Annotated in this window: 18 protein-coding genes; 7 read left to right on the top strand and 11 right to left on the bottom strand. The window is 63.8% G+C overall.

Features of this window, described 5'->3' with window-relative positions:
• Positions 1-2: 2 nt before the first annotated feature.
• From AC1RGE_RS06465 to AC1RGE_RS06430, 8 genes are all read right to left on the bottom strand, one after another.
• A complete protein-coding gene (locus tag AC1RGE_RS06465; protein ID WP_072450218.1) occupies positions 3-1,673 on the bottom strand; it encodes an ATP-binding protein in 1,671 nt (556 codons plus the stop codon).
• The gene (locus AC1RGE_RS06460) at positions 1,670-3,172 is read right to left on the bottom strand and encodes an ATPase domain-containing protein (RefSeq protein ID WP_492583703.1); all 1,503 of its coding nucleotides are present in this window, start codon (positions 3,170-3,172) and stop codon (positions 1,670-1,672) included. Before AC1RGE_RS06460 ends, AC1RGE_RS06465 begins: the two co-directional genes overlap by 4 nt.
• 347 nt (positions 3,173-3,519) lie before the next feature.
• Positions 3,520-4,575 (bottom strand): tetratricopeptide repeat protein, encoded by a 1,056-nt coding sequence (locus AC1RGE_RS06455; protein ID WP_011061527.1) that lies wholly within the window; start codon positions 4,573-4,575, stop codon positions 3,520-3,522.
• Between the two features lie 74 nt (positions 4,576-4,649).
• The gene (locus tag AC1RGE_RS06450) at positions 4,650-5,549 is read right to left on the bottom strand and encodes a bestrophin family protein (RefSeq protein ID WP_123577883.1); all 900 of its coding nucleotides are present in this window, start codon (positions 5,547-5,549) and stop codon (positions 4,650-4,652) included.
• Positions 5,550-5,858: 309 nt separating this feature from the next.
• Positions 5,859-7,280 carry an efflux transporter outer membrane subunit gene (locus tag AC1RGE_RS06445; protein WP_019095825.1) on the bottom strand — a complete coding sequence of 474 codons (1,422 nt, stop codon included), beginning with the start codon at positions 7,278-7,280 and terminating at the stop codon, positions 5,859-5,861.
• Positions 7,277-10,456 (bottom strand): efflux RND transporter permease subunit, encoded by a 3,180-nt coding sequence (locus AC1RGE_RS06440; protein WP_011061524.1) that lies wholly within the window; start codon positions 10,454-10,456, stop codon positions 7,277-7,279. The genes AC1RGE_RS06445 and AC1RGE_RS06440 overlap by 4 nt, the downstream gene beginning before the upstream one ends.
• Before the next feature lie 15 nt (positions 10,457-10,471).
• Positions 10,472-11,719 carry a multidrug efflux RND transporter periplasmic adaptor subunit MexE gene (gene mexE / locus AC1RGE_RS06435; protein WP_011061523.1) on the bottom strand — a complete coding sequence of 416 codons (1,248 nt, stop codon included), beginning with the start codon at positions 11,717-11,719 and terminating at the stop codon, positions 10,472-10,474.
• 282 nt (positions 11,720-12,001) lie between these two features.
• Entirely contained in the window at positions 12,002-12,391 is a 390-nt protein-coding gene (locus AC1RGE_RS06430; protein ID WP_019095332.1) for a MerR family transcriptional regulator, read from the bottom strand.
• A 74-nt stretch (positions 12,392-12,465) separates the two neighbouring features.
• On the opposite strand from AC1RGE_RS06430, the gene AC1RGE_RS06425 reads away from it, so the two are divergent.
• Positions 12,466-13,536 (top strand): SDR family oxidoreductase, encoded by a 1,071-nt coding sequence (locus tag AC1RGE_RS06425; protein WP_492583701.1) that lies wholly within the window; start codon positions 12,466-12,468, stop codon positions 13,534-13,536.
• Between the two features lie 166 nt (positions 13,537-13,702).
• Here the strand turns inward: AC1RGE_RS06425 and AC1RGE_RS06420 are convergent, their stop codons facing one another.
• On the bottom strand, positions 13,703-14,617 hold the full coding sequence (locus tag AC1RGE_RS06420; protein WP_011061517.1) for a LysR family transcriptional regulator: 915 nt from the start codon (positions 14,615-14,617) through the stop codon (positions 13,703-13,705).
• Between the two features lie 269 nt (positions 14,618-14,886).
• Between AC1RGE_RS06420 and AC1RGE_RS06415 the strand changes: the two genes are divergently transcribed.
• Together AC1RGE_RS06415 and pgm are read left to right on the top strand one after the other, a co-directional pair.
• Entirely contained in the window at positions 14,887-15,909 is a 1,023-nt protein-coding gene (locus AC1RGE_RS06415; protein WP_011061516.1) for a zinc-dependent alcohol dehydrogenase family protein, read from the top strand.
• A gap of 210 nt (positions 15,910-16,119) precedes the next feature.
• Entirely contained in the window at positions 16,120-17,766 is a 1,647-nt protein-coding gene (pgm, locus tag AC1RGE_RS06410) for a phosphoglucomutase (alpha-D-glucose-1,6-bisphosphate-dependent) (protein ID WP_072450222.1), read from the top strand.
• Between the two features lie 59 nt (positions 17,767-17,825).
• On the opposite strand, the gene AC1RGE_RS06405 is transcribed toward pgm, so the two are convergent.
• Complete coding sequence (locus tag AC1RGE_RS06405; protein WP_492583699.1) at positions 17,826-18,521, bottom strand: pirin family protein; 696 nt, start codon at positions 18,519-18,521, stop codon at positions 17,826-17,828.
• A gap of 275 nt (positions 18,522-18,796) precedes the next feature.
• On the opposite strand from AC1RGE_RS06405, the gene AC1RGE_RS06400 reads away from it, so the two are divergent.
• A complete protein-coding gene (locus AC1RGE_RS06400; protein WP_492583697.1) occupies positions 18,797-21,262 on the top strand; it encodes a UvrD-helicase domain-containing protein in 2,466 nt (821 codons plus the stop codon).
• A gap of 45 nt (positions 21,263-21,307) precedes the next feature.
• On the opposite strand, the gene AC1RGE_RS06395 is transcribed toward AC1RGE_RS06400, so the two are convergent.
• Positions 21,308-21,577 (bottom strand): DUF1652 domain-containing protein, encoded by a 270-nt coding sequence (locus AC1RGE_RS06395; protein ID WP_011061512.1) that lies wholly within the window; start codon positions 21,575-21,577, stop codon positions 21,308-21,310.
• A gap of 277 nt (positions 21,578-21,854) precedes the next feature.
• On the opposite strand from AC1RGE_RS06395, the gene AC1RGE_RS06390 reads away from it, so the two are divergent.
• From AC1RGE_RS06390 to AC1RGE_RS06380, 3 genes are read left to right on the top strand one after another with little or no spacing between them, the layout of a single operon-like run.
• Complete coding sequence (locus tag AC1RGE_RS06390; RefSeq protein WP_346624906.1) at positions 21,855-22,670, top strand: helix-turn-helix transcriptional regulator; 816 nt, start codon at positions 21,855-21,857, stop codon at positions 22,668-22,670.
• Positions 22,671-22,721: 51 nt separating this feature from the next.
• The gene (locus AC1RGE_RS06385) at positions 22,722-24,128 is read left to right on the top strand and encodes an NAD(P)/FAD-dependent oxidoreductase (RefSeq protein WP_492583695.1); all 1,407 of its coding nucleotides are present in this window, start codon (positions 22,722-22,724) and stop codon (positions 24,126-24,128) included.
• 57 nt (positions 24,129-24,185) lie between these two features.
• Positions 24,186-24,527, top strand: a complete 342-nt coding sequence (locus AC1RGE_RS06380) for a cupin domain-containing protein (RefSeq protein WP_019095326.1) — start codon at positions 24,186-24,188, stop codon at positions 24,525-24,527.
• The last annotated feature ends 19 nt before the right edge of the window (positions 24,528-24,546 follow it).

The raw sequence follows: 24,546 nt of genomic DNA, 5'->3' as shown, positions 1-24,546 counted from the left end.
TATCAGTCGCGGATCATTTCCCGCACCTTGGCGGTCAGCAGGTCGAAGGTGAACGGCTTGGTGATCAGTTGCATGCCGGGTTCGAGAAAGCCGCCACGGGCCGCCGCGTGCTCGGCGTAGCCGGTGATGAACAGGACTTTGAGCTCCGGGCGGATCTGCCGCCCGATTTCCGCCAGTTGCCGGCCATTCATGCCCGGCAGCCCGACATCGCTGATCAGCAGATCGATGCGCTGCGCCGAGTCGAGGATCGGCATGGCGCTGCGGGCATCGCCGGCTTCGACAAAGGCGTAGCCCAGTTCGCTGAGCACCGCACAGACCAGCACCCGCACCGCCGGGTCATCCTCGACGATCAGCACGGTTTCACCGTTCTGCGCATTGGGCGGTTGTTGCACCAGAGGGTGTTCGGCCTGCTCCAGGTCGCCGACAAAACGCGGCAGGTACAGGCTGACCTCGGTACCCCGGCCCAGGGTGCTGTTGAGGGTCACATGGCCGCGGGACTGCTTGCTGAAGCCGTAGATCATCGACAGCCCCAGCCCTGTGCCCTGGCCGATGGGCTTGGTGGTGAAGAACGGATCGAACACGCGGTTGATGATCGCCTCGGGCATGCCGCAGCCGTTGTCGCTGACTCGCAGCAGTACGTAGTCCCCCGGCTTGAGGTTGTCGTGGGCCTGGGCGAAGTCCGGGGCCAGGCGCTGGTTGAGGGTTTCCACCAGCAGCCGGCCGCCGTTGGGCATGGCGTCCCGGGCGTTGAGCACCAGGTTGAGCAGGGCGCTTTCCAGTTGGTTGGGGTCGGCTTCGGCCACCCATAGCTGCGGGTCCAGGCGCATGTCCAGCTCGATGCTTTCGCTGAGGCTGCGTTGCAGCAGCTCGCCCATGGAGGTCACCAGGGCGTTCATCTCCACCGGCTTGGAATCCAGCGACTGGCGCCGGGAGAAGGCCAGCAGGCGGTGGGTCAGGCCGGCGGCGCGGTTGGCCGAGGTCACCCCCAGGTCGATCAGGCTGTCCAGGTCCTCGGTGCGGCCCCGGGCCAGGCGCCGGCGCAACAGCTCCAGGCTGCCGATGATGCCGGTGAGCATGTTGTTGAAGTCGTGGGCGATGCCGCCGGTGAGTTGCCCCACGGCCTCCATTTTCTGTGACTGGCGCAGGGCTTCTTCGTTGTGTCGCAGTTGTGCGGTGCGTTCTTCCACCTGCTGTTCCAGGGTCTCCAGGGTGCGTTGCAGGCGCAGTTCGCTCTGGCTCAGGTCGATCAGCCGGTCGCGGGCGTCGTACTGCCGGCGCCTGCCCCGCAGGGCGGCGCTGACCAGGCTGATCAGGGTCGCCGGGTGGAAGGGCCGTTCCAGAAAGCTGACGTTGCCCAGGGGCTCGCTGAAGCGCGATGCCGGGTTCTGCTCGGGGCCGCCGTGCTGGGTCAGCAGCACGATGGGCAGGTCCGACCACGCCGGTTGCTGTTCCAGGTGGCGCAGCAGGGGCTCCAGGTCGACCCCGCGCAAGGCTTCGGCGGCGATGATCACCAGCCCGGCGCCGTGCTCCAGCTGCTCGCACAGGGCGGGCAGGTGCGGGGTGATCAGGCTGTTGAAGCCGGCCTCCTTGAGCATCATCTGCGCCAGTTGGCTGTCACGCCCGTGTGGCGTGAGCACCAGAGCCCGTTCGGAAAAGTCCAGGTCGGGGCTCATTGGCCCTCATCCCTGAGCAGCGGTTTGCTCTCGCCCAGGTAGGTGGGCACGCCCCGCAGCACGCCCTGGAAGGCTTCCAGGGGCTCGCCGATGGTCAGGCCACGAGCGCTGATGCGGTATTCGCGAATGGTCGACTCGTGGCTGCCGGTGCGTTTCTTGATGATGGAAATGGCCCGGCGCACCTTGCCCAGGGCCTCGAAGTAACGCAGCAGGACCACGGTGTCGGCCAGGTAGGTGATGTCCACCGGGGCCTGCATGTCGCCCACCAGGCCATGCTGGGCCACGGTCATGAAGGTGGCGGCGCCCTGGCGGTTGAGGTACAGCAGCAATTCGTGCATGTGCAGCACCAGGGCATTTTCCTCGGGCATCGCTGCCTGGTAGCCGTTGATGCTGTCGATCACCACGGTCTTGATCCGCTCCTGGTCGACGCAGCGCCGCACCCGGTGGGACAGCTCCCCCGGCGAGAGCTCGGCGGCGTCCACCTGTTCGATGATCAGGTTGCCGCTGGCCTGCAGCGCCTTGAGGTCGATGCCCATGTTGCGCATGCGCTCGAACAGCAGCCCCAGTTCCTCGTCGAAGATGAACAGCGCGGCTTTCTCTCCCCTGGCTACGGCGGCCGCGGCGAAGATCATCGAGATCAGCGATTTTCCGGTGCCGGCGGGGCCGAGGATCAGGGTGCTGGAGCCGGTCTCGATGCCGCCCCCCAGCAGCGCGTCCATCTCGGTGATGCCGCTGGTCAGGGTCAGGCGCTGGTATTGACCGCGGTGCTCGGCGGCCACCAGGCGTGGAAACACCTGGACCCCGTCGCCCATGATGGTGAAGTCATGGAAGCCGCCGCGGTACTTCTGGCCCCGGTATTTCACCACCCGGATGCGCCGGCGTTCGGCGCCGTAGCTGGGGGTCAGTTCTTCCAGGCGGATCACCCCATGGGCCACGCTGTGCACGGTCTTGTCCAGGGATTCGGTGGTCAGGTCGTCCAGCAGCAGGACCGTGGCGTCATAGCGCACGAAGTAGTGCTTGATCGCCAGGATCTGCCGCCGGTAGCGCAGGGAACTTTGCGCCAGCAGGCGGATTTCCGAAAGGCTGTCGAGCACCACCCGGGTCGGCTTGACCCGCTCCACCACTTCGAAGATCTGCCGCGTGGCTTCCCCCAGTTCGAGGTCCGAGGAGTACAGCAGGCTCTGCTGGTGCTCGGCGTTGAGCAGGCTTTCCGGCGGGATCAGCTCGAAGATGTGGATGTTCTCGTCCAGTTGCCAGCCGTGGGATTGCGCGCCCTGGCGCAACTCGCGCTCGGTTTCCGAGAGGGTGATGTACAGGCAGCGCTCGCCGACGGCGGCGCCGTCCCGCAGAAAATGCAAGGCCACGGTGGTCTTGCCGGTTCCGGGCTGGCCTTCCAGCAGGAACACATGGCCACGTGACAATCCGCCGGAGAGGATATCGTCCAGGCCTTCGATGCCGGTGGCGGCTTTTTCGCTGAGCAACGCAGATGAGGTCGACAAACAATGCCCTCGCAAATAGGTCCAAGTGATCGGCGACGGCGTCGAGCACCTTGATATCGCTGATAAATCACTTGACCGCCTGCCGCTGGCACGGTTCAACCTTTTGTCGCCGTGGAGCCGCTGCTGAGCGCAGCCGGCGCGGGGGGGCAAGGGTGCCAAAGGTTCTGCTGGGGATTGCCAGGCAAGGCCCTGCGGGCCTTTTCGCGGCCTCGCAGGCTCGGCAGCGGCTACAGGTTTTGTGCTGGCTCTTGTAGCCGCTGGCGCAGGCTGCGAACGGGTTGGGCGGTATTCCCACTCAGCAGGCGCGGGGCGCGCCGGGGATTGCCAGGCAAGGCCAGGGGGGGCAGCTACAGGCCCTGCTGCAGGGCCGGGTCGTCGGGGTTCTGCTGTTCCAGCTGGGCCAGCAGGACCTGGACGTTCTGCAACTGGCCGCTTTCCTTCCAGTAGCTGATCAGCAGCACCCGCGCCTTGCGGTTGTAGGGCTGGCGCTGGACGATTTCCTCCAGTTGCTTCTGCGCCGCTTCCAGCTCTTGTTCGCTGTGCAGGGTGGTGGCCAGGTCGTAGCGGTAGGCGGCGTTGTTAGGCTCCAGTTCCACCGCCCGGGACAAGCCGAGCAGGGCGAACTCACCCTGGCCATGGTGCAGCAGCCAGAGCCCCAGGGCATGTTGCAGGTAGGCCGAATCCTGCTGTGCCTGCAACTGCTTGGCCAGCAATTGGCGGGCGGCATCGCTTTGGCCCTGCTTGTCCAGGACTTCGATCTGCAGCACCACTGCCTGCAGGTTGTCCGGGGCCAGGCGCAGGGCCTGTTCCAGGGTCTGCTGGGCCTTGATCAGGTCGGCATTGTGCAGGTACAGGCGAGCCAGCTGGTACTGGGCCTCGACGTTGTCGCCGCGGGTCTTGAGCACTTGGGTGTATTCGTCGATCACCTGCTGCAACGGGCCGAAGTACAGGCCCTGGTCGTCGGGGCTCAGGCCCAGCAGGGCGTCCACCGCGGCGAAGCGCACGCTCTGTTCATGATCGTCCAGCAACGGCCCCAGCAGCAGGCTGCGCTGGCCGCTGGGCACCAGGCCGAGCACGCTCTTGATCGCTGCTTTGCGCACCTCGGCGGAAGGGTGATAGAGGTCGGCGTCCGCCAGTTTCAGTGCCTGGGGGCTGGGGTAGTTGGCCAGCACTGCCAGCAGGCGAATGCGCTGCTGGTCGTCGAGGTCGGGCCGGCCCAACTGCTGGTAGAGCACGCGCGCCGCGCCAGGCTGGCCGTTGCGGGCTTTTTCCAGTGCCGCGCTGTAGCCATGCTTGATGGCCTCGGGAACCTGCGGCGGGCTGCTGCGCAGAAAACTCCAGGCCAGGGCCAGGACGACGACGGTAAGCAGGCTGATCAGCAGGTAGCGGCGGGGCTGGGACATGCAGGAATCCGGAAGCTGGCAACTTTTGGAAGGCGCAAGCTTCGGTCAGGAACCGGCTTGAGTCAAACCCGGGTTCAGGTCAGCACGTACTCCTGCGGCTCCAGCAGCGGCGGCAGCTCGGTTTGCCCCAGCGCCGCCAGGACTTCGCGCTCCAGGCCGCGCAATAGAGCGCTGCACGGCAGGTCGTTGTCGTCATAGCCGAAAGGGTCTTCGAGGTCGTCGCCGATCTCGTCCAGGCCCAGGAAGGTGTAGCTGACAATGGCGGTGAAGATCGGCGTCAGCCAGCCCAGGGGCTCGGCCATGGCGAACGGCAGGAGGATGCAGAACAGGTAGATGGTGCGGTGCAGCAGCAGGGTGTAGGGGAAGGGCAGCGGGGTGTTCTGGATCCGCTCGCAGGCGGCCTGCACCAGGCTCAGGCTGACCAGCCGGGTTTCCAGCTGGGTGTAGCGCCATTCGCTGATGAGCCCCTGCTGGGCCCACTGCGAGCAGCGCTGGCCGATGCGTTGCAACTGCGCGTCGGTGAGGTTCGGGTGGCCGGGGTCGAGGCTGGCCTGGGCCCAGGGGCGCAGGGCGGCGGCCTCGTCTTCATGGCGCAGGCGGGCGATCAGGCTGTGGGCAAAGCCGCACAGGTCGCGCAGCATGCCCTCGCGCTCGGAGTGGCCGTCGATGATCAGGCTTTCACGGATCAGCGACCGCACCTCGATGATCAACTGCCCCAATTGCTTGCGGCCTTCCCACCAGCGGTCGTAGCAGGCGTTGTTGCGAAAGCTCATGAAGATCGACAGCGACAGCCCCAGCAAGGTGAAGGGTGTGGCGTTGACCTTGGAGAAATAGCTCGGTTGCAGGGTTTCCACCAGCACGATCACCGAGGCCAACAGTGTGACCAGTACGCAGCGCAAGGCAATGCGCTTGGCAATCGAGCCCTTGAGGGCGAAGAGGATGCCGATCAGGTTCGGCTTGGGGCGGACAATCATGAGGGCTGAGGCCAGGGCGATTACGCGGCGAGTGAAGAGTAGGAGCGCGCTGTGGGGCTGTCCAATCGCAATGGCCAACCGCGTGATCGACGGCCTCTATCAATGGGCTTGGGGTGGGCGGTGTTCTGGCGGGCGCCTTCGCTGGCAAGCCAGCTCCTACCGGAGCCATGCGTTGCGCGGGCTCTTGTAGGAGCCGGCTTGCCGGCGAAGAGGCCCTTGAGCCGGGCAAAAAAAAGCCCCGCGACCGAATGATCCACGGGGCCAAACATTGGTTGGTTGCGGCCAACCAAAGGAGCTCGTTGCAAATCCTTACTTGCTGGCTACCGTCTCCGGTTGCCAGCCACCACCCAGGGCCTTGTAGATGGCGACGATGCCGCGGTACAGGTCGACTTCGGCCTGGGCCTGGGAGTCCTCGGCGGCCAGGCGTTCACGCTGGGCATCGAGCAGCACCAGGAAGTCCACGGTGCCTTCGCGGTAGCGGATCTCGGCCAGGTCCGCTGCGGCGCGGCTGGATTCGCTCTGGCGAATCAGGGAGATCAGCCGTTGCTGGCGCTTGCCGTAGTCGCTGAAGGCGTTTTCCGATTCCTCCAGGGCCAGCAGCACCTGCTGCTCGTAGCTGGCCAGGGCACCGTCGGCATTGGCGTCGGCGCCGCGCAGGCGGGCTCGCACACTGCCCAGGTCGAAGGCCGCCCAGGTGATGCTCGGGCCCAGGGCCCAGGCATTGGCCGCCGAGGAGCCGATCTGCGAACCGCGCCCGGCAGTGAAGCCGAGGAAGCCGCTGAGGCTGACCCGTGGGAACAGGTCGGCCTTGGCCACGCCGATGCGCGCGGTGGCCGCTGCCAGCTTGCGTTCGGCGCTGAGAATGTCCGGCCGGCGTTGCAGCAGCTCGCCCGGGTCGCCAATCGGCAGGGCCTTGGCAATGGCCGGCAACTGCGCCGGCGACAGGTCGACGCTGAGCTTGTCCGGGCGTTCACCCAGCAGGGTGGCGATGCGGTTGCGCTGGCGGGTCTGCTCGGCCTGCAACTGCGGCACGCTGGCCTCCACCGAAGCCAGGCGGGCGTCGGCGCGGACCACATCGAGCTGGTCGCCGACCCCGGCGTCGCGCAGGCTTTCGGTGATCTTGCGCGACTCCTGCTGGTTGTCCAGGTTGGCCAGGGCGATCTTTTCCCGCAGCTGTGCGCCGCGCAATTGGCCGTAGGCGTCCACCAGCTCGGCGATCATGGTCACCTGCAGTTGGTAGAGGTCGGCCTCGGCGGCCTGCTGGTCGGCGTCGGTGGCTTCCAGGTTGCGCTGGATGCGGCCGAACAGGTCCAGCTCCCAGGCCATGTCCAGGCCCAGGTCGTAGCGCTCGCTGTTCACTCGCTTGGTGGTCTGGCCGGGGATCTGCCCCTTGGCCAGGTCGCTGCTGGCGCGGCTGGTTATGGTGGGCATGGCGTCATTGCTGGCGTCATCGCGAATCGCCCGGGCGGCCCGCAGGCGGGCGAAGGCCACCCGCAGTTCACGGTTGCCCTGCAACGATTTGCTCACCAGCTGGTTGAGAGTCGGGTCATCGAACTGCTGCCACCAGATGCCTTCGAAGCGTGCGCGGTCGAAGTTCTTCTGGCCCGCAGCGCCATCGGTGGCGGCGCTGATGTGCGCCGCCTCGGTGGTTGGGCTCTGGTAGTCCGGACCGACGGCGCAGGCACTCAGGGCCAGCACCAGCAGGCTCGGCAGGAAGACTTTGGAACTCATTGTTGCGCCTCCAGTTGCAGAGCACGGGCGGCTTTGCGCGCCTCGCTGCGCTCCACGTAGTTGCGGATCAGTACATAGAACACCGGAGTCAGCAGCAGGCCGAAGAAGGTCACCCCGAGCATCCCGGAGAACACCGCGACACCCATGGCATGACGCATTTCCGCTCCGGCGCCGCTGGAGATCACCAGGGGCACCACGCCCATGATGAAGGCGAAGGAGGTCATCAGGATCGGCCGCAGACGCAGGCGGCAGGCTTCCAGCACCGCGGCCAGCGGGTCGAGGCCTTCCTCTTGCTTGTCCTTGGCGAACTCGACGATCAGGATCGCGTTCTTGCAGGCCAGGCCCACCAGAACGATCAGGCCGATCTGGGTGAAGATGTTGTTGTCGCCCCCGGAGACGATCACCCCGGTAATGGCCGACAGCAGGGTCATGGGCACGATCAGGATCACCGCCAGTGGCAGGCTCCAGCTTTCGTACTGAGCGGCCAGCACCAGGAAGGCCAGCAGCACGCAGAGCGGGAAGACGAACAGCGCGGTGTTACCGGCCAGGATCTGCTGGTAGGTCAGCTCGGTCCATTCGTAGGTCATGCCGTTGGGCAGTTCTTCCTTGAGCAGTTTCTCGATCGCCGCTTCCGCTTGCCCGGAGCTGTAGCCCGGGGCCGCTGCGCCGTTGATTTCCGCGGTGACGAAACCGTTGTAGTGCATCACGCGGTCGGGACCTGCGGTGTCGCTGACCTTGATGAAGGTGGCCAGGGGGATCATCTCGCCCTTGTTGTTGCGCACTTTCAGCTGGCCGATCTGCTCGGGCTCGAGACGGAACTGCTGCTCGGCCTGGACATTGACCTGGTAGGTGCGGCCAAAGCGGTTGAAGTCGTTGGCATACAGCGAACCCAGGTAGATCTGCAGGGTGTCGAAGATGTCGGAGATCGCCACGCCGTGGGTTTTGGCCTTTTCCCGGTCGATGGCAGCATCCACCTGGGGCACGTTGACCTGGTAGCTGGTGAACAGCCCGGCCAGTTCCGGCACGCTGCGGCTCTTGGTGATGACATTCTGCACTTCCTTGTACAGCTCGTCGTAGCCCAGGCCGCTGCGGTCCTCCACCTGCAGGCGGAAGCCGCCGATGGTTCCCAGCCCCTGTACCGGCGGCGGTGGGAAGATCGCCATGTAGGCGTCCTGGATATCCGCGTACTTGCCGTTCAGGGCGCCGGCGATGGCACCGGCGGACATGCTCGGGTCCTTGCGCTCATCGAAAGGCTTCAAGGTGACGAAGACGATGCCGTTGTTCGGGCTGTTGGTGAAACCGTTGATCGAAAGGCCGGGGAAGGCCACCGCGCTTTCCACGCCGGGCTGCTTCAGGGCGATGTCGGACATGCGCTTGATCACGTCTTCGGTGCGGTCCAGGCTGGCGGCGTCCGGCAGTTGGGCGAAGGCCACCAGGTACTGCTTGTCCTGGGCCGGGACGAAACCGGTCGGGGTGTGGGCGAAGCCGAACCAGGTCAGCACCATCAGGCCTGCATAGAGGAACAGGGCGATGCCGCTGCCGCGGATGACCCGGCGCACGGTGCCGACGTAACCATGGCTGGCGCGATCGAAGAAGCGGTTGAAGGGTTTGAACAGCCAGCCCCCCAGCAGCTTGTCGAGGATCTTCGAGAAACGGTCCTTGGGCGCGTGGTGTTCCTTGAGCAATACCGCGGCCAGGGCCGGCGACAGGGTCAGGGAGTTGAAGGCCGAGATCACCGTGGAGATGGCGATGGTCAGGGCGAACTGCTTGTAGAACTGCCCGGTCAGGCCACTGATGAAGGCTGCCGGTACGAACACCGCGCACAGCACCAGGGCGGTGGCGATGATCGGGCCGGTCACTTCACGCATGGCGCGCTTGGTGGCCTCCACCGGGTTCAGGCCCAGGCCGATGTTACGTTCGACGTTCTCCACCACCACGATGGCGTCGTCCACCACGATGCCGATGGCCAGCACCAGGCCGAACAGCGACAGGGCGTTGAGCGAGAAGCCGAACAGGTGCATGACCGCGAAGGTACCGATCAGCGACACCGGTACGGCCACCAGCGGGATGATCGAGGCACGCCAGGTCTGCAGGAACAGAATCACCACCAGCACAACCAGGATCAGGGCTTCGAACAGGGTGTGCACCACGGCCTCGATGGAGCCGCGGACGAAGATGGTCGGGTCGTAGACGATGCTGAAGTCCATGCCCTGCGGGAAGCTCTGCTTGAGTTCGGCCATCTTGGCCCGCACTTCATTGGAGATCTCGATGGCGTTGGAGCCCGGGCGCTGGAAGATCGGGATCGCCACCGCCGGCTGGTTGTTGAGCAGGGAACGCAAAGCGTACTGGCTCGACCCCAGCTCGATGCGGGCGATGTCCTTCAGGCGGGTGATCTCACCGTCCTCACCGGAGCGGATGATGATGTTCTCGAACTCTTCCTCGGTGACCAGGCGGCCCTGGGTGTTGACCGACAGCTGGAAGCTGGTGGCGGTGGGCGCAGGCGGCGCGCCCAGGGCACCGGCGGCGACCTGGCGGTTCTGTTCACGGATGGCGGTGACCACGTCGGTGGCGGTCAGGTTGCGCGAAGCGGTCTTGTTCGGATCCAGCCATACCCGCAACGAGTAGTCGCCCATGCCGAACAACTGCACGTCCCCCACGCCGCCCAGGCGCGCCAGCTCGTCCTTGATGTTGAGCAGTGCGTAGTTGGACAGGTAGAGCATGTCGTAGCGTTTGTCCGGCGAGGTCAGGTGGACCACCATGGTCAGGTCCGGAGAGGCCTTGTCCACGGTAATACCGATGCGCGTCACTTCTTCGGGCAGCTTGGGCTGGGTGCGGGTCACGCGGTTCTGTACCTGCACCTGGGCGTTGTCCAGGTCGGTGCCCAGGGCGAAGGTGATGGTCAGGGTGATCTTGCCGTCAGCGGTGGATTGCGAGGACATGTAGAGCATGTTCTCGACCCCGGTGATCGCTTGCTCCAGGGGCGCGGCCACGGTTTCACCGATGACTTTCGGGTTGGCCCCCGGGAAGTTGGCGCGCACCACCACGGTGGGCGGCACCACTTCCGGGTATTCGCTGATGGGCAGCTGGAACAGCGAGATGGCGCCGGCGATCAGGATCAGCAGCGACAGCACCGCGGCGAAGATCGGCCTTGAAATGAAGAACTGGGAAAAATTCATCTTGAGAGTCGTCCCTTAACCGCGCGGTGTCGCAGCGGCGAGTTTCACAGCCGGAGCCGCCTTGGCAGGGGTGACCTGCGGCAGGTTGCTGGCTTCCAGTGCTTGGCGTTGTTGGGCCAGGGCGGCAAGGGTTTCCTTGCTGGCCATGGGGATCACTTCAGGCGTGACCGGTGCGCCGGGACGTGCCCGCTGCAAGCCCTTGACGATGATGGTGTCGTCCTTGCTCAGACCGTTGCGCACGATGCGCAGGCCTTCGATCTTCGGCCCCAGTTCCACGGCGCGGTAGGCCGGCTTGTTGTCGGCGTCCATCACCAGCACGAACTTCTTGCCCAGGTCGGTGCCCACGGCTTCGTCGTTGATCAGCATCGCCGAGTAGGTGCCACTGCCCACCAGTTTCAGGCGCGCATAGAGGCCCGGGGTGTAGCTGCCGTCGCTGTTGTCGAACACCGCGCGGCCACGGATGGTGCCGGTCTTGGGGTTAACCTGGTTGTCGACGAAGTTCATCTGCCCCAGGTGCGGGTGGCCTTCTTCATTGGACAGGCCCAGGTACACCGGGGTGGTCTGGCCGCGCTGGCCCTGGCGGGCGAGCTGGGTGTACTTGAGGTACACGCGCTCGTCGGCGTCGAAGTAGGCGTAGACCTTGTCGGTGGAGACCAGGCTGGTGAGCGGGGTGACATCGGCGGTCACCAGGTTGCCGGCGGTGATCTGCGCGCGGCTGACCCGGCCACTGATGGGCGCCACCACCCGGGTGAAACTCAGGTTGAGCTTGGCCACGTCCAACTGGGCCTGGATCGCATCGACCCCGGCCCGGGCTTCCTGGGCGGCGCTGGTGCGGGTGTCGGCCAGCTCGGCGGAAATCGCGTTGCTGGTCAGCAGGCGCTGGCCGCGCTGGGCTTCGTTGGCACTGCGGGTCGCGGTGGCCCGAGCCTGTTGCAGCTGGGCTTCGAGGCGGCGTACTTCAGCCTGGAAAGGCCGTGGGTCGATCTGGAACAGCAGGTCGCCTTTCTTCACCAGGGCGCCTTCGGTGAAGGCCACCTGATCGATCTGGCCCGAGACCCGAGGCCGGATCTCCACGGTTTCCGGGGCTTCCAGGCGCCCGGTGAATTCATCCCATTCGTTGACCGGCTGTTCCAGCACCTTGGCCACGCTGACTTTGGCAGCGGGCGGGGCGGAGGCGGTCTCAGGGGCTTTGCCGCACGCGCTCATCACCAGCACGGCGAGAACGGCGAGTGGAAAACGTAGGAGTTTGACTGACTGGTCCATGGTGCATCCGCCACTGTATTTGAGATGGGCGGATGATGCTCGGCAGGGTTGTATCTCACGAATCGAATGAAGCGAAGGTAACTATCATTCGGAATGATATAAGCCCCAAGCAAGCCCTCTAGCATGCGCCTTTCGTTAGGCTGCTATCAATTCCCTGGCGTGCAATTAGTTATTGCGGCTGACGCAACATTGGCTGTGGCCGCAGGAGCCGGCTGGCTGGCCATCGTAGCCCCGTGCGTCGAGGTCCATGGTCTGCCAGCTCAGTTCGTAGTGCATTTCCAATCAGATGGAAGAGCTGTTGAGTTGCTGAAGCTCAAGTTGCCTGGCGGCGCTGGCTTCGAGGTTTGCACGCTCTTGATCCAGGTACCGATAAATGCTTTGGAGGTTGGCGATTTTCTGTTCGATCTCTGCCATCTTCCTTTCAATGAGCTTGGCGCCGTCCGCACAATCGATCATCTGGTTGCGCTGCGCCTCCAGAATCTCGCCTATCTCCCCCAGGGAAAAGCCCATGCTTTGCGCGCGCTGGATAAAGTCCAGGTCCTGCAGCGTTTGTGCTGTGTAAACGCGGTAGTTGTTAGTTCGCCGCTGCGGTGAGATCAGGCCGATTTGCTCGTAGTAACGCAGCGTATGGCGGCTGGCGCCGCTACGGGCCTCGATTTCGCCAATTTTCATGAAAACACCGCTTGACCATAGAGTTGGGTCGATAGTTTACGTTTGGTTCCTTACCTTGAACAAGGAACAGGGAAATGAGCGTGGAGTGCTTTGTCACCGGGGGTACCGGCTTCATCGGTCAACATTTGCTGGCATGCCTGAGCGCAAAAGGCCACACCGTCGGGGTGTTGATGCGTCGCCCAGAGCGACTGGCTGAATTGCGGGAGCAAGTCGTCAATTTGGGAGGAGACGCAAGGCGGGTATTTGCCGTGGCCGGCGATCTGGAGCGGGATAACCTAGGGCTGAGTCCTGCTGACCGGAAAGTGCTAAGGCACGCCAGAGTCGTATTCCACCTGGGCGCACACTTCGCCTGGGGGCTGTCATTGGAGCAGTCTCGTGCGGTGAATGTCGAAGGGGCAAAGCGGGTGGCGCTGTTGGCGGCTGAGCAAAACAGCCGGTTAGTGATGATCGGCGGCTACATGCTGAAAAACCATGAGCATCTGCAACGCATCGGCATCGATCCTCGTTATCCGCGGCGGACGAACTGGCCTGCCGTCTACCGCCATGTCGGTGGTTACGAGGCGAGCAAGCTGGAGGCGCATTTTGCGACCTTGGAGCTCATGTCCGCCAAGGGCGGGGAGATCACCGTTGTCCACCCCGCGACGGTTTGTGGCCACAGCCGCACGGGGCATATCCTTGACGGCCAGCCACTGGTGGAGCTGATCCGCAACCTTGTGCTGGGAAAACTGACGGCAGTGCCCGGTACCGCCCAGCACTGGCTGCCACTGGTTACCGTGGATTACCTGGTTGAGCTGGTGGCGGCTTGTGCTTTTGATCCCGCCATGGCGGGTGAGGAACTGCTGGCGCTGGATGCGCAAACTCCCAATTTGCGAGAACTCCTGGTCCAGGTGGCGCAACCTTTGGGCTTAAAGCCTCCCAGGCATCACATCTCGCTCCGATTGCTGAAGTGGCTGCTGAGCATTCCTCTCGTGGCGAGGTTCATGAATACAAAACCCGAAGCCTTGGACTTTATCCAGACCACTCGATTTGATACCGCGGCCGTCGAGCAATTTGCCAACAGGCATGGGCTGGTCAAGCCGGATATCCGTCAGGCCTTGCGGCACACGGCAACGTTCGTCAACTCATGTTTCATAGCCAAGGGCTAGCCGCTGACATCTTCCTTGGGGGCATCCCTTTCAAGCAGCCAGGGTTTGCCCCCACTTATGCCCCCGAATACTTCGCAAGCCAGCGGAACCTGAGGGAAAGCCTCAGACCGAATTAGTCGCTAAAGGACTCTTTTCAGAAGAATCTATGGATGCCTGTGGCACTTGATCAAAGACTGTCTGGATCGCCAAAGAACATCTGAATTCTTGAACGCAACCAGCGCTCGCCCGGGTCGTTGTCCTGTGAACCGCGCCAGGCCATGTGCAGTTCGAAGCTGCGTACTGGCAGCGGCGGGTCTTCGGCGCGTACGCCGCCGGCGGCGGTGAGGGCGTCGGCGGTGTAGTCGGGCACGGTGGCAAGGATGTCGGTGCCGGCCAGCAGGGTGCTCAGGCCGTTGAATTGCGGTACGGCGAGCACGACGTGGCGCTTGCGTCCGAGCTTCTCCAGCTCCTCATCGATGAACCCGCTCAGGTCCCCGGCGAACGACACCAGGGCGTGGGGGCGGGCGCAGAAGTCGTCCAGGGTCAGGGGGCCGGGCACGGTGTCGGCCCGCAGCAGTTTGGGCAGGCTGCGGCGCAGGACCTTGCGCTTGGCGTTGGCCGGCAGGTCGGCGGTGTAGCTGACGCCGATGGAGATTTCGCCGGAGGCCAGAAGCGCGGGCATCAGCAGGTAGTTGGCGCGGCGCACCACCAGCACGATGCCCGGGGCTTCGGCGCGCAGGCGTTTGAGCAGCATCGGTAGCAGGGCGAATTCCACGTCGTCGGAAAGACCGATACGGAACACGGCGGTGCTGGTGGCCGGGTCGAATTCGGCGGCGCGGCTGACGGCGGTGGAGATCGAATCCAGGGCCGGCGAGAGCAGGGCGAAGATTTCCACTGCCCGGGCCGAGGGCTCCATGCTGCGCCCGGTACGCACGAACAGCGGATCGTCGAACAGGTTGCGCAGGCGCGACAGGGCTGCACTGATGGCCGGCTGGCCGAGGAACAGCTTCTCGGCGGCGCGGGTCACACTGCGTTCGTGCATCAGTGTTTCGAATACGATCAACAGATTCAGGTCGACACGACGCAGGTCATTACGATTCATCTGGAGTCCTGGCAGAGTCAGCGAGCTTGACGGGAGCGACCATATCGGAACAATGGCCGGCGTGAATCTTACGGGGAAAGGCTGGTACTCTGCATCGGCTAAATGTTGTTTGTTTGTAGCCGGGCAAGGTTCGAGCACGCTGTACGCCCCGATTTTCAAGGGCACGAAATCAATGCCAGGCATGTCGACTATTAATAGGCACTGATAGTCTTGCTTGCAAAGCCCGGATAAAGTTCGCGGCATTAGAGGTTAATTTGACGAGGTTTGCGATGTCCCGCACGATTCGTTTTCACAAGTTTGGACCGGCCGAGGTGCTCAAATGCGAAGAGCATGCGGCCTCGTTGCCTGCGCCAGGCGAAGTGCAGGTACGAGTCGAAGCCATCGGTATCAGCTGGTATGACGTGCTCTGGCGGCAGAACCTGGCGTCGTCCCATGCGCGCCTGCCCTCGGGCCTCGGGCACGAAATGGCCGGTGTGGTCACGGCCGTGGGCGAGGGCGTCGACGACCTGGCGGTAGGTGACAAGGTGGCGAGTTTTCCCGCCGAAAGCCCCAACGATTACCCGGTGTATGGCGAGCTGATCGTCCTGCCGCGTTCGGCCCTGACCCGTTATCCCGATGTTCTCAGCCCGATCGAGGCTGCTGTTCATTACACGCCGCTGCTGATCGCCTATTTCGCCTACGCCGACCTGGCGCGGGTCAAGCCGGGGCAGTTTGCCCTGGTCACCGACGCCAGCCATTGCGCCGGGCCGTCCTTTGTCCAGTTGGGCAAGGCCCTGGGTGTGCGGGTGATTGCCGCGACCAAGACCGCTGAAGAGCGTGAATACCTGCTGTCCCTGGGTGCCGAGAAGGTGATTGTCACCGAGGAACAGGACCTGCTGATGCAGATCAACAAGCTCACCGACAACCGCGGTGTCGACGTGGTGTTCGACGGCTTGGGCGGCCCGCAGATGTCCATGCTCGGCGATGTCCTGGCGCCCCGTGGCAGCCTGGTGCTCTATGGCCTGCAAGGCGGCAACCAGACGCCGTTCCCGGCCTGCGCGGCGTTCCAGAAGAACATCCAGTTCTTCGTCCATTGCATCGGCAACTTCACTGGCAAGCCGGAGTTGGGAATTGTCCAGGATCAGGTCGCGCTGCAGCGTGCGTTGCGCGACATCAACCAGCTCACCGCGGACCGGGTGCTGCTCCCCCTGAAGACCCGGGTATTCGCGTTCAACGAGTTTGTCGAGGCGCACCGCTACATGGATGAATGCCCATGCCGCGAACGGGTCGCGCTTCAGGTCGAACCGGTCTGATCCCAACGCCAGGCAAAGCCTGGCGTTTTTTATTGCCTCGATTTGCCGGCCCTTGCGCCGGCTTTTTAGTTTTTCCCCTGGCAGTCCTTTTACCGGCAAGCGGCTGCTGCATAAAAGGGCCTGGGCGCCGGGATAGATTCCATCGCGCTGCGGTCAAACTGCCAGTAAACTGCGGCCCATTTCCGAACCATCCTTTTCCAGAGGTTTTGCATGACTCTCAGTCCTTTTGCGGGCAAACCGGCACCGGCTGAATTGTTGGTCGACATCCCGCGACTGGTTACGGCTTATTACACCGGTCAGCCTGATGCATCGGTGTCTACCCAGCGTGTGGCCTTTGGCACCTCCGGGCACCGTGGCAGCTCGTTCGATCTGAGTTTCAACGAATGGCATGTGCTGGCCATCAGCCAGGCCATTTGCCTGTACCGCGAATCCCAGGGCATCGACGGCCCGCTGTTTGTCGGCATCGACACCCATGCCCTGTCGACTCCGGCCGGGGCCAGCGCCCTGGAAGTGCTGGCGGCCAATGGCGTGACCGTGATGATTGCTGCCGGCGACGAGTACACCCCGACCCCAGCGGTGTCCCACGCCATCCTCTGCTACAACCGTGGGCGTACATCGGGCCTGGCGGACGGCATCGTCATCACCCCGTCCCATAACCCGCCACAAAGCGGCGGCTACAAGTACAACCCCACCAATGGCGGCCCGGCCGACACCCACATCACCAAGTGGATCGAAGCCAAGGCCAATGAACTGCTGGCAGCCAAGCTGGCTGGGGTCAAGCGCATCAGTTACGAACAGGCGCTGAAGGCCGACACCACCCATCGCCACGATTACCTCAACACCTACGTCGCCGACCTGATCAACGTCATCGACCTGGACGCCATCCGCAACGCCAAGCTGCGCCTGGGCGTGGATCCGCTGGGCGGAGCAGGGGTGCGCTACTGGTCGGCGATCGCCGAGCACTACCGCCTGGACCTGGAGGTGGTTAACAAGCAAGTGGACGCCACTTTCCGCTTCATGTCGGTGGATTGGGACGGGCAGATCCGCATGGACCCGTCCTCCAGCTACGCCATGCAGGGCCTGATCGGCCTCAAGGAACGCTTCGACGTGGCCTTCGCCTGCGACCCCGATCACGATCGCCACGGCATCGTCACCCCGAGCGGCGGCCTGCTGGCGCCGAACAACTACCTGGCGGTGTCCATCGATTACCTGTTCCAGAATCGCCCGCAATGGCGCGCTGATGCCGCGGTGGGCAAGACCGTGGTCAGCAGCGGCCTGATCGACCGGGTCGCTGCACGCCTGGGCCGCCGTCTGTATGAAGTGCCGGTGGGCTTCAAGTGGTTTGCCGATGGCCTGTTCGACGGCTCACTGGGCTTTGGCGGCGAAGAAAGCGCCGGCGCCTCTTTCCTGCGCCGCGACGGTGGCGTCTGGAGCACCGACAAGGACGGCCTGATCCCGTCCCTGCTGGCGGCGGAAATGACCGCGCGTACCGGTCGCGATCCGAGCCAGGCCTACCGCGCCCTGTGCGACGAGCTGGGTGAGCCGTTCTCGGTCCGCGTCGATGCCAAGGCCAACCCGCAGCAGAAGGCCCTGCTCAGCAAGCTGTCGCCACAGCAGGTGACTTCGACCCAGCTGGCCGGCGAGCCGATCCAGCAGATCCTCAGCCATGCACCGGGCAACGACCAGGCCATTGGCGGCCTGAAAGTCATGACCGAAAACGGCTGGTTCGCCGCACGCCCGTCGGGTACTGAAGACATCTACAAGATCTACGCTGAAAGCTTCATCGGCGGCGACCACCTCAAGCAGCTGGTGCAGGAAGCCCAGACCCTGGTGGACACCGCCATCAGCGGCAACTGAGCGTCAGGCAAAAAAAGGGGCGACCATCACGGTCGCCCCTTTTTATTGGCCGCTGTATTTCACGCCAGATCCACCAGCACGATCTCGCTGTCCTGCAACGCCGTCACCCGCAGCACCGGCTCATTCTCAACCGCGACGCCGTCTCGAGCTTCGGCGCGCAAGCCGTTGACTTCAATCGCGCCGGTCGCCGGAACCAGGTAAGCCCGGCGCCCGTCGTCCAGGTGATACTCGGCCGTTTCCCCGGCCTTCAGGTTGGCCGCCACCAGCCGCGCATCGGCGCGAATCCGCAGGCTTTCCTCATCGCCATCCTTGCCACTGGCCAAGGTCACGAAACCTTCACGCTGGCCCTTGGGAAAAGGCTTGGCTCCCCAGGAAGGCGCGGAGCCTGCCTGGTTGGGGATGATCCAGATCTGGAAGATCTTGGTTGGCGTGGCTTCCAGGTTGTACTCGCTGTGGGCGATCCCGGTGCCGGCGCTCATCACCTGCACATCACCGGCTTCGGTGCGGCCCTTGTTGCCCAGGTTGTCCTGGTGGCTGATGGCCCCTTCGCGAACGTAGGTGATGATTTCCATGTCCCGGTGCGGGTGCTGGGGGAAGCCGGTGCCAGGGGCGATCACATCATCGTTCCAGACCCGCAGGTTGCCCCAGTGCATGCGCTTGGGGTCATGGTACTCGGCGAAGGAAAAATGGTGGTGGGCATCCAGCCAGCCATGGTGCGCGCCGCCCAGGGAGCTGAAAGGTCTGAGTTCAAGCATGATCTTCTCCTCATTAAGGGCTCGTCATGGCACGTTGTACCCGGGCCAGAAAACGATAACCGTTGGTTGATGGCGAGCATCTTCCATCAGCTATAGATCGATAAAAAGCGCAAAAAATGCCGTAATCCAATCGTAAAATTAGATGATTATTTTGTCGCAAAGCTGGTGTTAAACCTTCGGTTCATCGCTTAAGTTAATGACCTGCAAGCAATTGGCTGGATACCGTGGAACAATCCGCCGAAGATTACCGCTCAGCCTCACACCCTGGAGTCCGCGTGTCGCAACACACCCCCGATCTGCCCCCCGAGCTTTTGCCCCTGGCCCAGATGCCCTTGTTGAAACGCCTCGCGGCGCGCTTCTTCGGCCATGGCCTGAACCGCCTGCGGGCCCAGCATCGGGCTTCCTGGCTGCATGGTCAGGCCGATGGCTTTCGCAGTGGCCACACTGCCGGCGTGGAATACGGCTACCAGGAAGGCCGGCTCGAGGGGCTGGAGGAAGGCCGCCAGGTGCTGTTGATCCGCGACAGCCGCAACACCGAGCACCGCCCGCCCGGGGTGGATGACCGGCTGTTCGATGACTGGCGCCTGCCGTTGAGCGCCGAGCTGAAAAAGCGCTTCAAGGCCGATGTCGCCCGCCTGCTGCCCGCCGCCGCGCAACCCAGCGCCGCGCAGTGGAAGATGATTTTCAGCGACACACCCGCCACCGCGGTGATCGCCGGGGCCGGCGCCGGCAAGTCAACCTCGCTGGTGCTGCGCCTGCTGCTGTTGCATCACTATCTGGGCTTCGAACTGGACGCCATGACCGTGGTGACCTTCACCCGGGAGTCGCGCAAGGACTTCATCACCAAGCTCACGCAAGTCTTTGCCCTGTGGGGGCGGCAACTGGGCGCCAGGGAAGCCCGGGAGCTGGTGCGGACCTTCCACTCGCGGATTCTGCCCATGGTCCGCAGCCTGCCGGGCTTCGAGCGCCTGCAGGCCTTCGAGAACCTCAGCGATCGGCTCCAGGGCGGCGAAGACGAGGTGGACAGCAACCCATTCGATCTGCGCATCAATGACGCCCAGCGTCGGCACCTGAATGCCTGCTACCAGGCACTGTACCGCGATGACCCGCGCTTTCGCCTGGCGTTGCAGCCGTTGGTGCGCCACGCCCTGCAGCTCAAGGAACTGGAGCGCGATCACCCGGACGTGCAAAAGCGCATGGCGGTGACCGAACTGGCGGCCAAGCGCGATGAAGAGCTCTGCGACACCGTGGAAGACCTGTGGTTTCGCGCGGGCGCCTGGCCGATCAAGGGCATCGAGCCGCAGCGCCAGCGGTTCGAAATCAACGGTGCGACCTTTCACAGCCATGGCTATTGTGCGGAGCTGGACGCCTGGGTGGTGCTGGGTTTCGACCCGCGCGAGAGCCCGCAGCTGACCCGGCCCGGGGCCAAGCTGACGGTGCGGGCGGAGTGGGCTGTAAAACGCACCCTGTTTCAAGCTTTTTGCCGTAAACCATTGATTTGGCTTGATAGTTACGAAGCTTCAAAGCGTTCTGCCGGCGCCTTTTCGGCCCAGGTCAATGGCGGTCCGGGTTTCGATTACAAGGTCAAGGGCGAGCTGGCGTCGGCGCCGCTGCTCGATTGCTTTGTCGCCGCCGCAGGCTTTATCGAGAACCTGGGCTTGGAAGTGGGCGATGCCGTCGCGGGCATGAGTTTTGCCCAGGACGATCCGGACCGGTTTTTCTTCGAGGCCCTGAGCCTGTTCTGGCGAGCGCTGGAGGACCATCTGCTGGATCAGTCGCCGCCCATCATGAGCTATAACCGCATGTTCGCCCTGTTCAGCGAGCGCTCGCCGGAGAACTTCAAGCTGCTCAGCGATGCCTGCCTGCGCCCGATGTCACACCTGATGATCGACGAGTTCCAGGATGTTTCGCCGCAGATCGTTTCCTGGATCAGGGCCAGCCTTGCGGCGATCCGCAGCCGAGGCGCCGCCTTGCACATCGGGCGCGCCGCCCAGCATTCCTCGCTGCTCTGCGTCGGTGACGACTGGCAGTCGATCTACGGCTGGCGGGGCAGCTCGCCCAAGTACTTCATCGAGTTCAACAAGGAGTTCCCGTCCCCGGGCACCACCCGGGTCATGCTCAGCGAGAACTACCGCAGCCATCAGCATGTGATCGATGCCGCGGAGCATATTGTCCGCGCGGCGCCGGCCATTGCCGGAAAGAAGGCCAAGGCCAGCGGCGAAGCTACAGAGCTGTGGCCGGTGCAGGTGCTCGATCGCGATGACCAGGGCCTGGCCCAGCGTCTGGCTGAGCACTATGAGCAGGATGATTCGATCTTGATGTTGTTTCGAAAAAGTAGTGATAAGTTATTGATTGAAAAAGTTATTTCACAAATAGTTAATGTTGATTCTAGTTTGCCTCCAGGGTCGCGACGCCTGAAACAGCTGACCTATCACAGCGCCAAGGGACTGCAGGCGGATGCGGTATTCCTGCTGGGCGACTGCCAGCACCTGAGCAGTTCGCCGTACAAGAACCAGGTCTATCGCATGGCCGGGTTGGGCAAGGACGGCGATGCCGAGCCCTACGACAGCGCACAGAAGGACGAGATCCTGCGGCTGGCCTATGTGGGCATCACCCGGGCGGCCAAGCATTGCTACTGGTATGTGGACCGCCAGGAAGGCCCCTCGGGCAATGCGCCCAAGGCTTCGGACCGGGTACCGCGAGACAAGCCGTACTTCCAGGACTTGCGCCAGGCGACATGAAAAAAGCCCGCTGGCGAGGCGGGCTTCGGGTGAGGCAGCGGGGCTTCAGGCCTTGAGTGCCAGGGACGGGGAAAAGGCCTCCAGCTCATCTTCCACCGCCTCGATTATTCGTTCGACATCCGCAGCGCTCATCACCGTGGCACAGGGAATGCCGGCGATGGCGATCATGGTTTCGCCGCTGGCGCGATCGAAGAGCCGGGCGATCATGCTGCCGGGCGCATCCATGCTGGCTTCGAAACCCATGGGATGAAAATGCCAGCGCATCAGCTGGCAGGCGTTGGGAAAGGTGACTTTACTGGCCCAGACTCTGTTCATCGGTGGCCCACCTTGATTCATTGAGCGCTTCCTTGTGCTCGCGGTAGGAACGACCGGATCGTCAATGACCCGATCGGTTGAGGTTTTAAAAATAGCATTGGCTTGTGACGGTTCGCTTTTTTTTTGCCCACCGTCCGGCGGTTCATTCACGGATTATTGATGCAAGTCATGTCATAGCCCAGGCCCCCCCCGGCGGCTGCCGTATCTGGCCGGCGGCCGGTCGTTGAAGCCCTTGGCGAAGTTCGGCAAGCTGCGCCTTTTCCTGTTCGAGAAACCTATGTCTGCCCCCGATGACGGGCCGCTGCACACCCAGGCCACCGGTGAAACCGTGATGCGCTACCACCTGTGCTGGAAGCACCGGGACCTGGATGGAGTAATGGCGCTGTACCACCCGGACATCCAGTACAACGACTTTTTCCAGAACCGTACCCTGGGCCTGGAGGAACTGCGCGAATACGTGCGGGCCAGCATGCCCCGGGCTCCCGACGAGGCCCTGGAGCACAGCGATCGCATCCGCCTGGATGGCAACACCGCGTTTATCCAGTACCAGGTGACCCTGCGCGGCGGCCAGGGCCTGGTGTCATTTCGCTCCAGTGAAGCGATCACCGTGCGCGACGGGCTGATCTGGCGGGTCAACGAGTACGCCTCACTGGTCCGGGAGCCGGCACCGAGCAAGTCCTCCGCCAGACTGCGCCCGGCGGCCAGCCGGCTGGGGCTGTCGCCGCGCCAGTTGAGTTTCATGGCCGAGGACCTGCAGCAGTATTTCCAGCGCCAGCAGCCGTACCTGGACCCCGAGCTGGACCTGCAGCGGGTGTCCCGGGAATGCGGTTACAGCCGCAACCAGATTTCCTACCTGCTCAATCAGGTGCTGGGGCAGAGCTTCTACCGCTACGTCAACCAGGCGCGCCTGCAGCATCTGCTGGTAGCGCTGGACCAGGCCACGCCACCGCTGCGCATCGACGAGCTGGCGTTTGCCGCAGGGTTCAACTCGCTGTCGGCCTTCTACAGCTGTTTTCGCCAGCACACCGGCCAGTCGCCCAAGGCCTACGCCAAGCAAATTTCTTTGCGTGCACGCGCGCAAGACAGCCCCTGAGGCCAGGCACTAGGATCGCCGCATTCGAAATTCGGGTTGCGGAGTGCTTGCATGCCAGCGTGGCGCAGTATCAGTTTGTGGATGGACCAGCTCGACGAGCCGCTATTGCCGCGGCCGCAGCTTGCGCAAGACCTGGACCTGGACGTGGCGATCATCGGCGCCGGCTATACCGGGCTGTGGACCGCCTATTACCTCAAGCGCCAGGCGCCGCAGTTGAATATTGCGGTGATCGAAGCGCAAACCGCCGGTTTTGGTGCCTCGGGCCGCAATGGCGGCTGGCTGATGGGCAACCTGCTGGGAGAAGACCGGCTGCTGGCCGCTCTGTCGCCGCAGCAGCGCCGGGCCTCCTTCGACCTGTTGCACGGCATCCCCGATGAGGTGGCCAATGTCATCGAACGTGAGGGCATCGACTGCGATTACCGCAAGGGCGGGGTGCTGTATTGCGCCGCCCGCTACCCGGAGCAGGAAACCAGCCTGCGCCACTATCTGGACAAGCTCTATGCCCAGGGCCTGAACCAGGACGACTACCGCTGGCTCAACCCCGAGCAACTGGCCCAGCAGATCCGCCTGGCCAAGCCCTATGGCGGTATCTATGCCCCGCATTGCGCCACCATCCAGCCTGCCAAGCTGGTGCGCGGCCTGGCCCGGGCGGTTGAGCGCCTGGGGGTGACCCTCTATGAAAACAGCCCGGTGACCCATTGGCAGTCCGGCAGCCTGCAGACGGCCCAGGTTTCGGTGCGCAGCCGCTGGATAGTGCCGGCAGTGGAAGGCTATTCGGTCACCTTGCCGCCCCTGGGCCGCTACCAGTTGCCGGTGCAAAGCCTGCTGGTGGCCACCGAGCCGCTGGCGGAGTCCGTCTGGGAAGAAATCGGCCTGAGCCAGGGCCAGGCCTTCAGCGAAAGCAGCCGACAGGTGACTTATGGCCAGCGCTCCATGGACAACCGGCTGGTGTTCGGTGCCCGGGGCGGCTATCAGTTCGCCAGCAAGCTGCGCCATGACTTCGACCTGACCCGTGACGAGGTGGAACTGCGCCGCTACCTGTTCGGCGAGCTGTTCCCGCAACTCAAGAACGTGCGCATCAGCCATTCCTGGGGCGGCAACCTGGGCATGTCCCGGCACTTCAAGCCGCACATGCTCTGCGACCGGCGCAAGGGCATCGCCCTGTCCGGCGGCTATGGCGGCGAGGGCGTGGGTGCCAGCAACCTCGGCGGCCGGACCCTGGCGGACCTGATCCTGGAACGCGACAGCCCTCTAGTACACCAACCCTGGGTCATGCCCGAGTGCGGCCTGGAGGCCCTGCGGGCCTGGGAGCCGGAGCCGTGCCGCTGGCTGGGCTACAACGCGATCATTCGCAGCTTCGTCCACGAGGACCAGACCCTGGCCAACCCGGCCTCGGCTCCATGGCGGCGCAGGATGGCCAGCCGGATCGCCGGCTTCATGGAAGGTTTCATGCACTGAGCCGGCCTCTATGTACCGAACGCTGTCCGTTCGGATTTTCCGTCGAAAGGTAGAACCATGAGCATCACCCAATTCAAGCAAACCGCCACCGCCACCCTGGCCGAATCGGCACCAGTGGCGGTGCCCCTGGGCACTCCGGTGGCCGTGACCTCGGTGACCGCCGTCGAACGCAACGACGGGGTCGAGACCGGCATCTGGGAATGCACCCCGGGGCGCTGGCGGCGGCAGATCGTCGCCCAGGAGTTCTGCCACTTCATCCAGGGCCGTTGCACCTTCACCCCGGACAACGGCGAAACCCTGCACATAGAAGCCGGCGATGCACTGATGTTGCCGGCCAACAGCACCGGGATCTGGGATATCCAGGAAACGGTGCGCAAGACCTACGTCTTGATTTTCTGATCCCTTGATTGCCTGCCAA

This window comes from Pseudomonas sp. GW823-FHT02C05, from assembly GCF_058797595.1.
The sequence above is the reverse complement of the archived record's forward strand: the minus strand, read 5'-3'. Positions and strand labels throughout refer to the sequence as shown.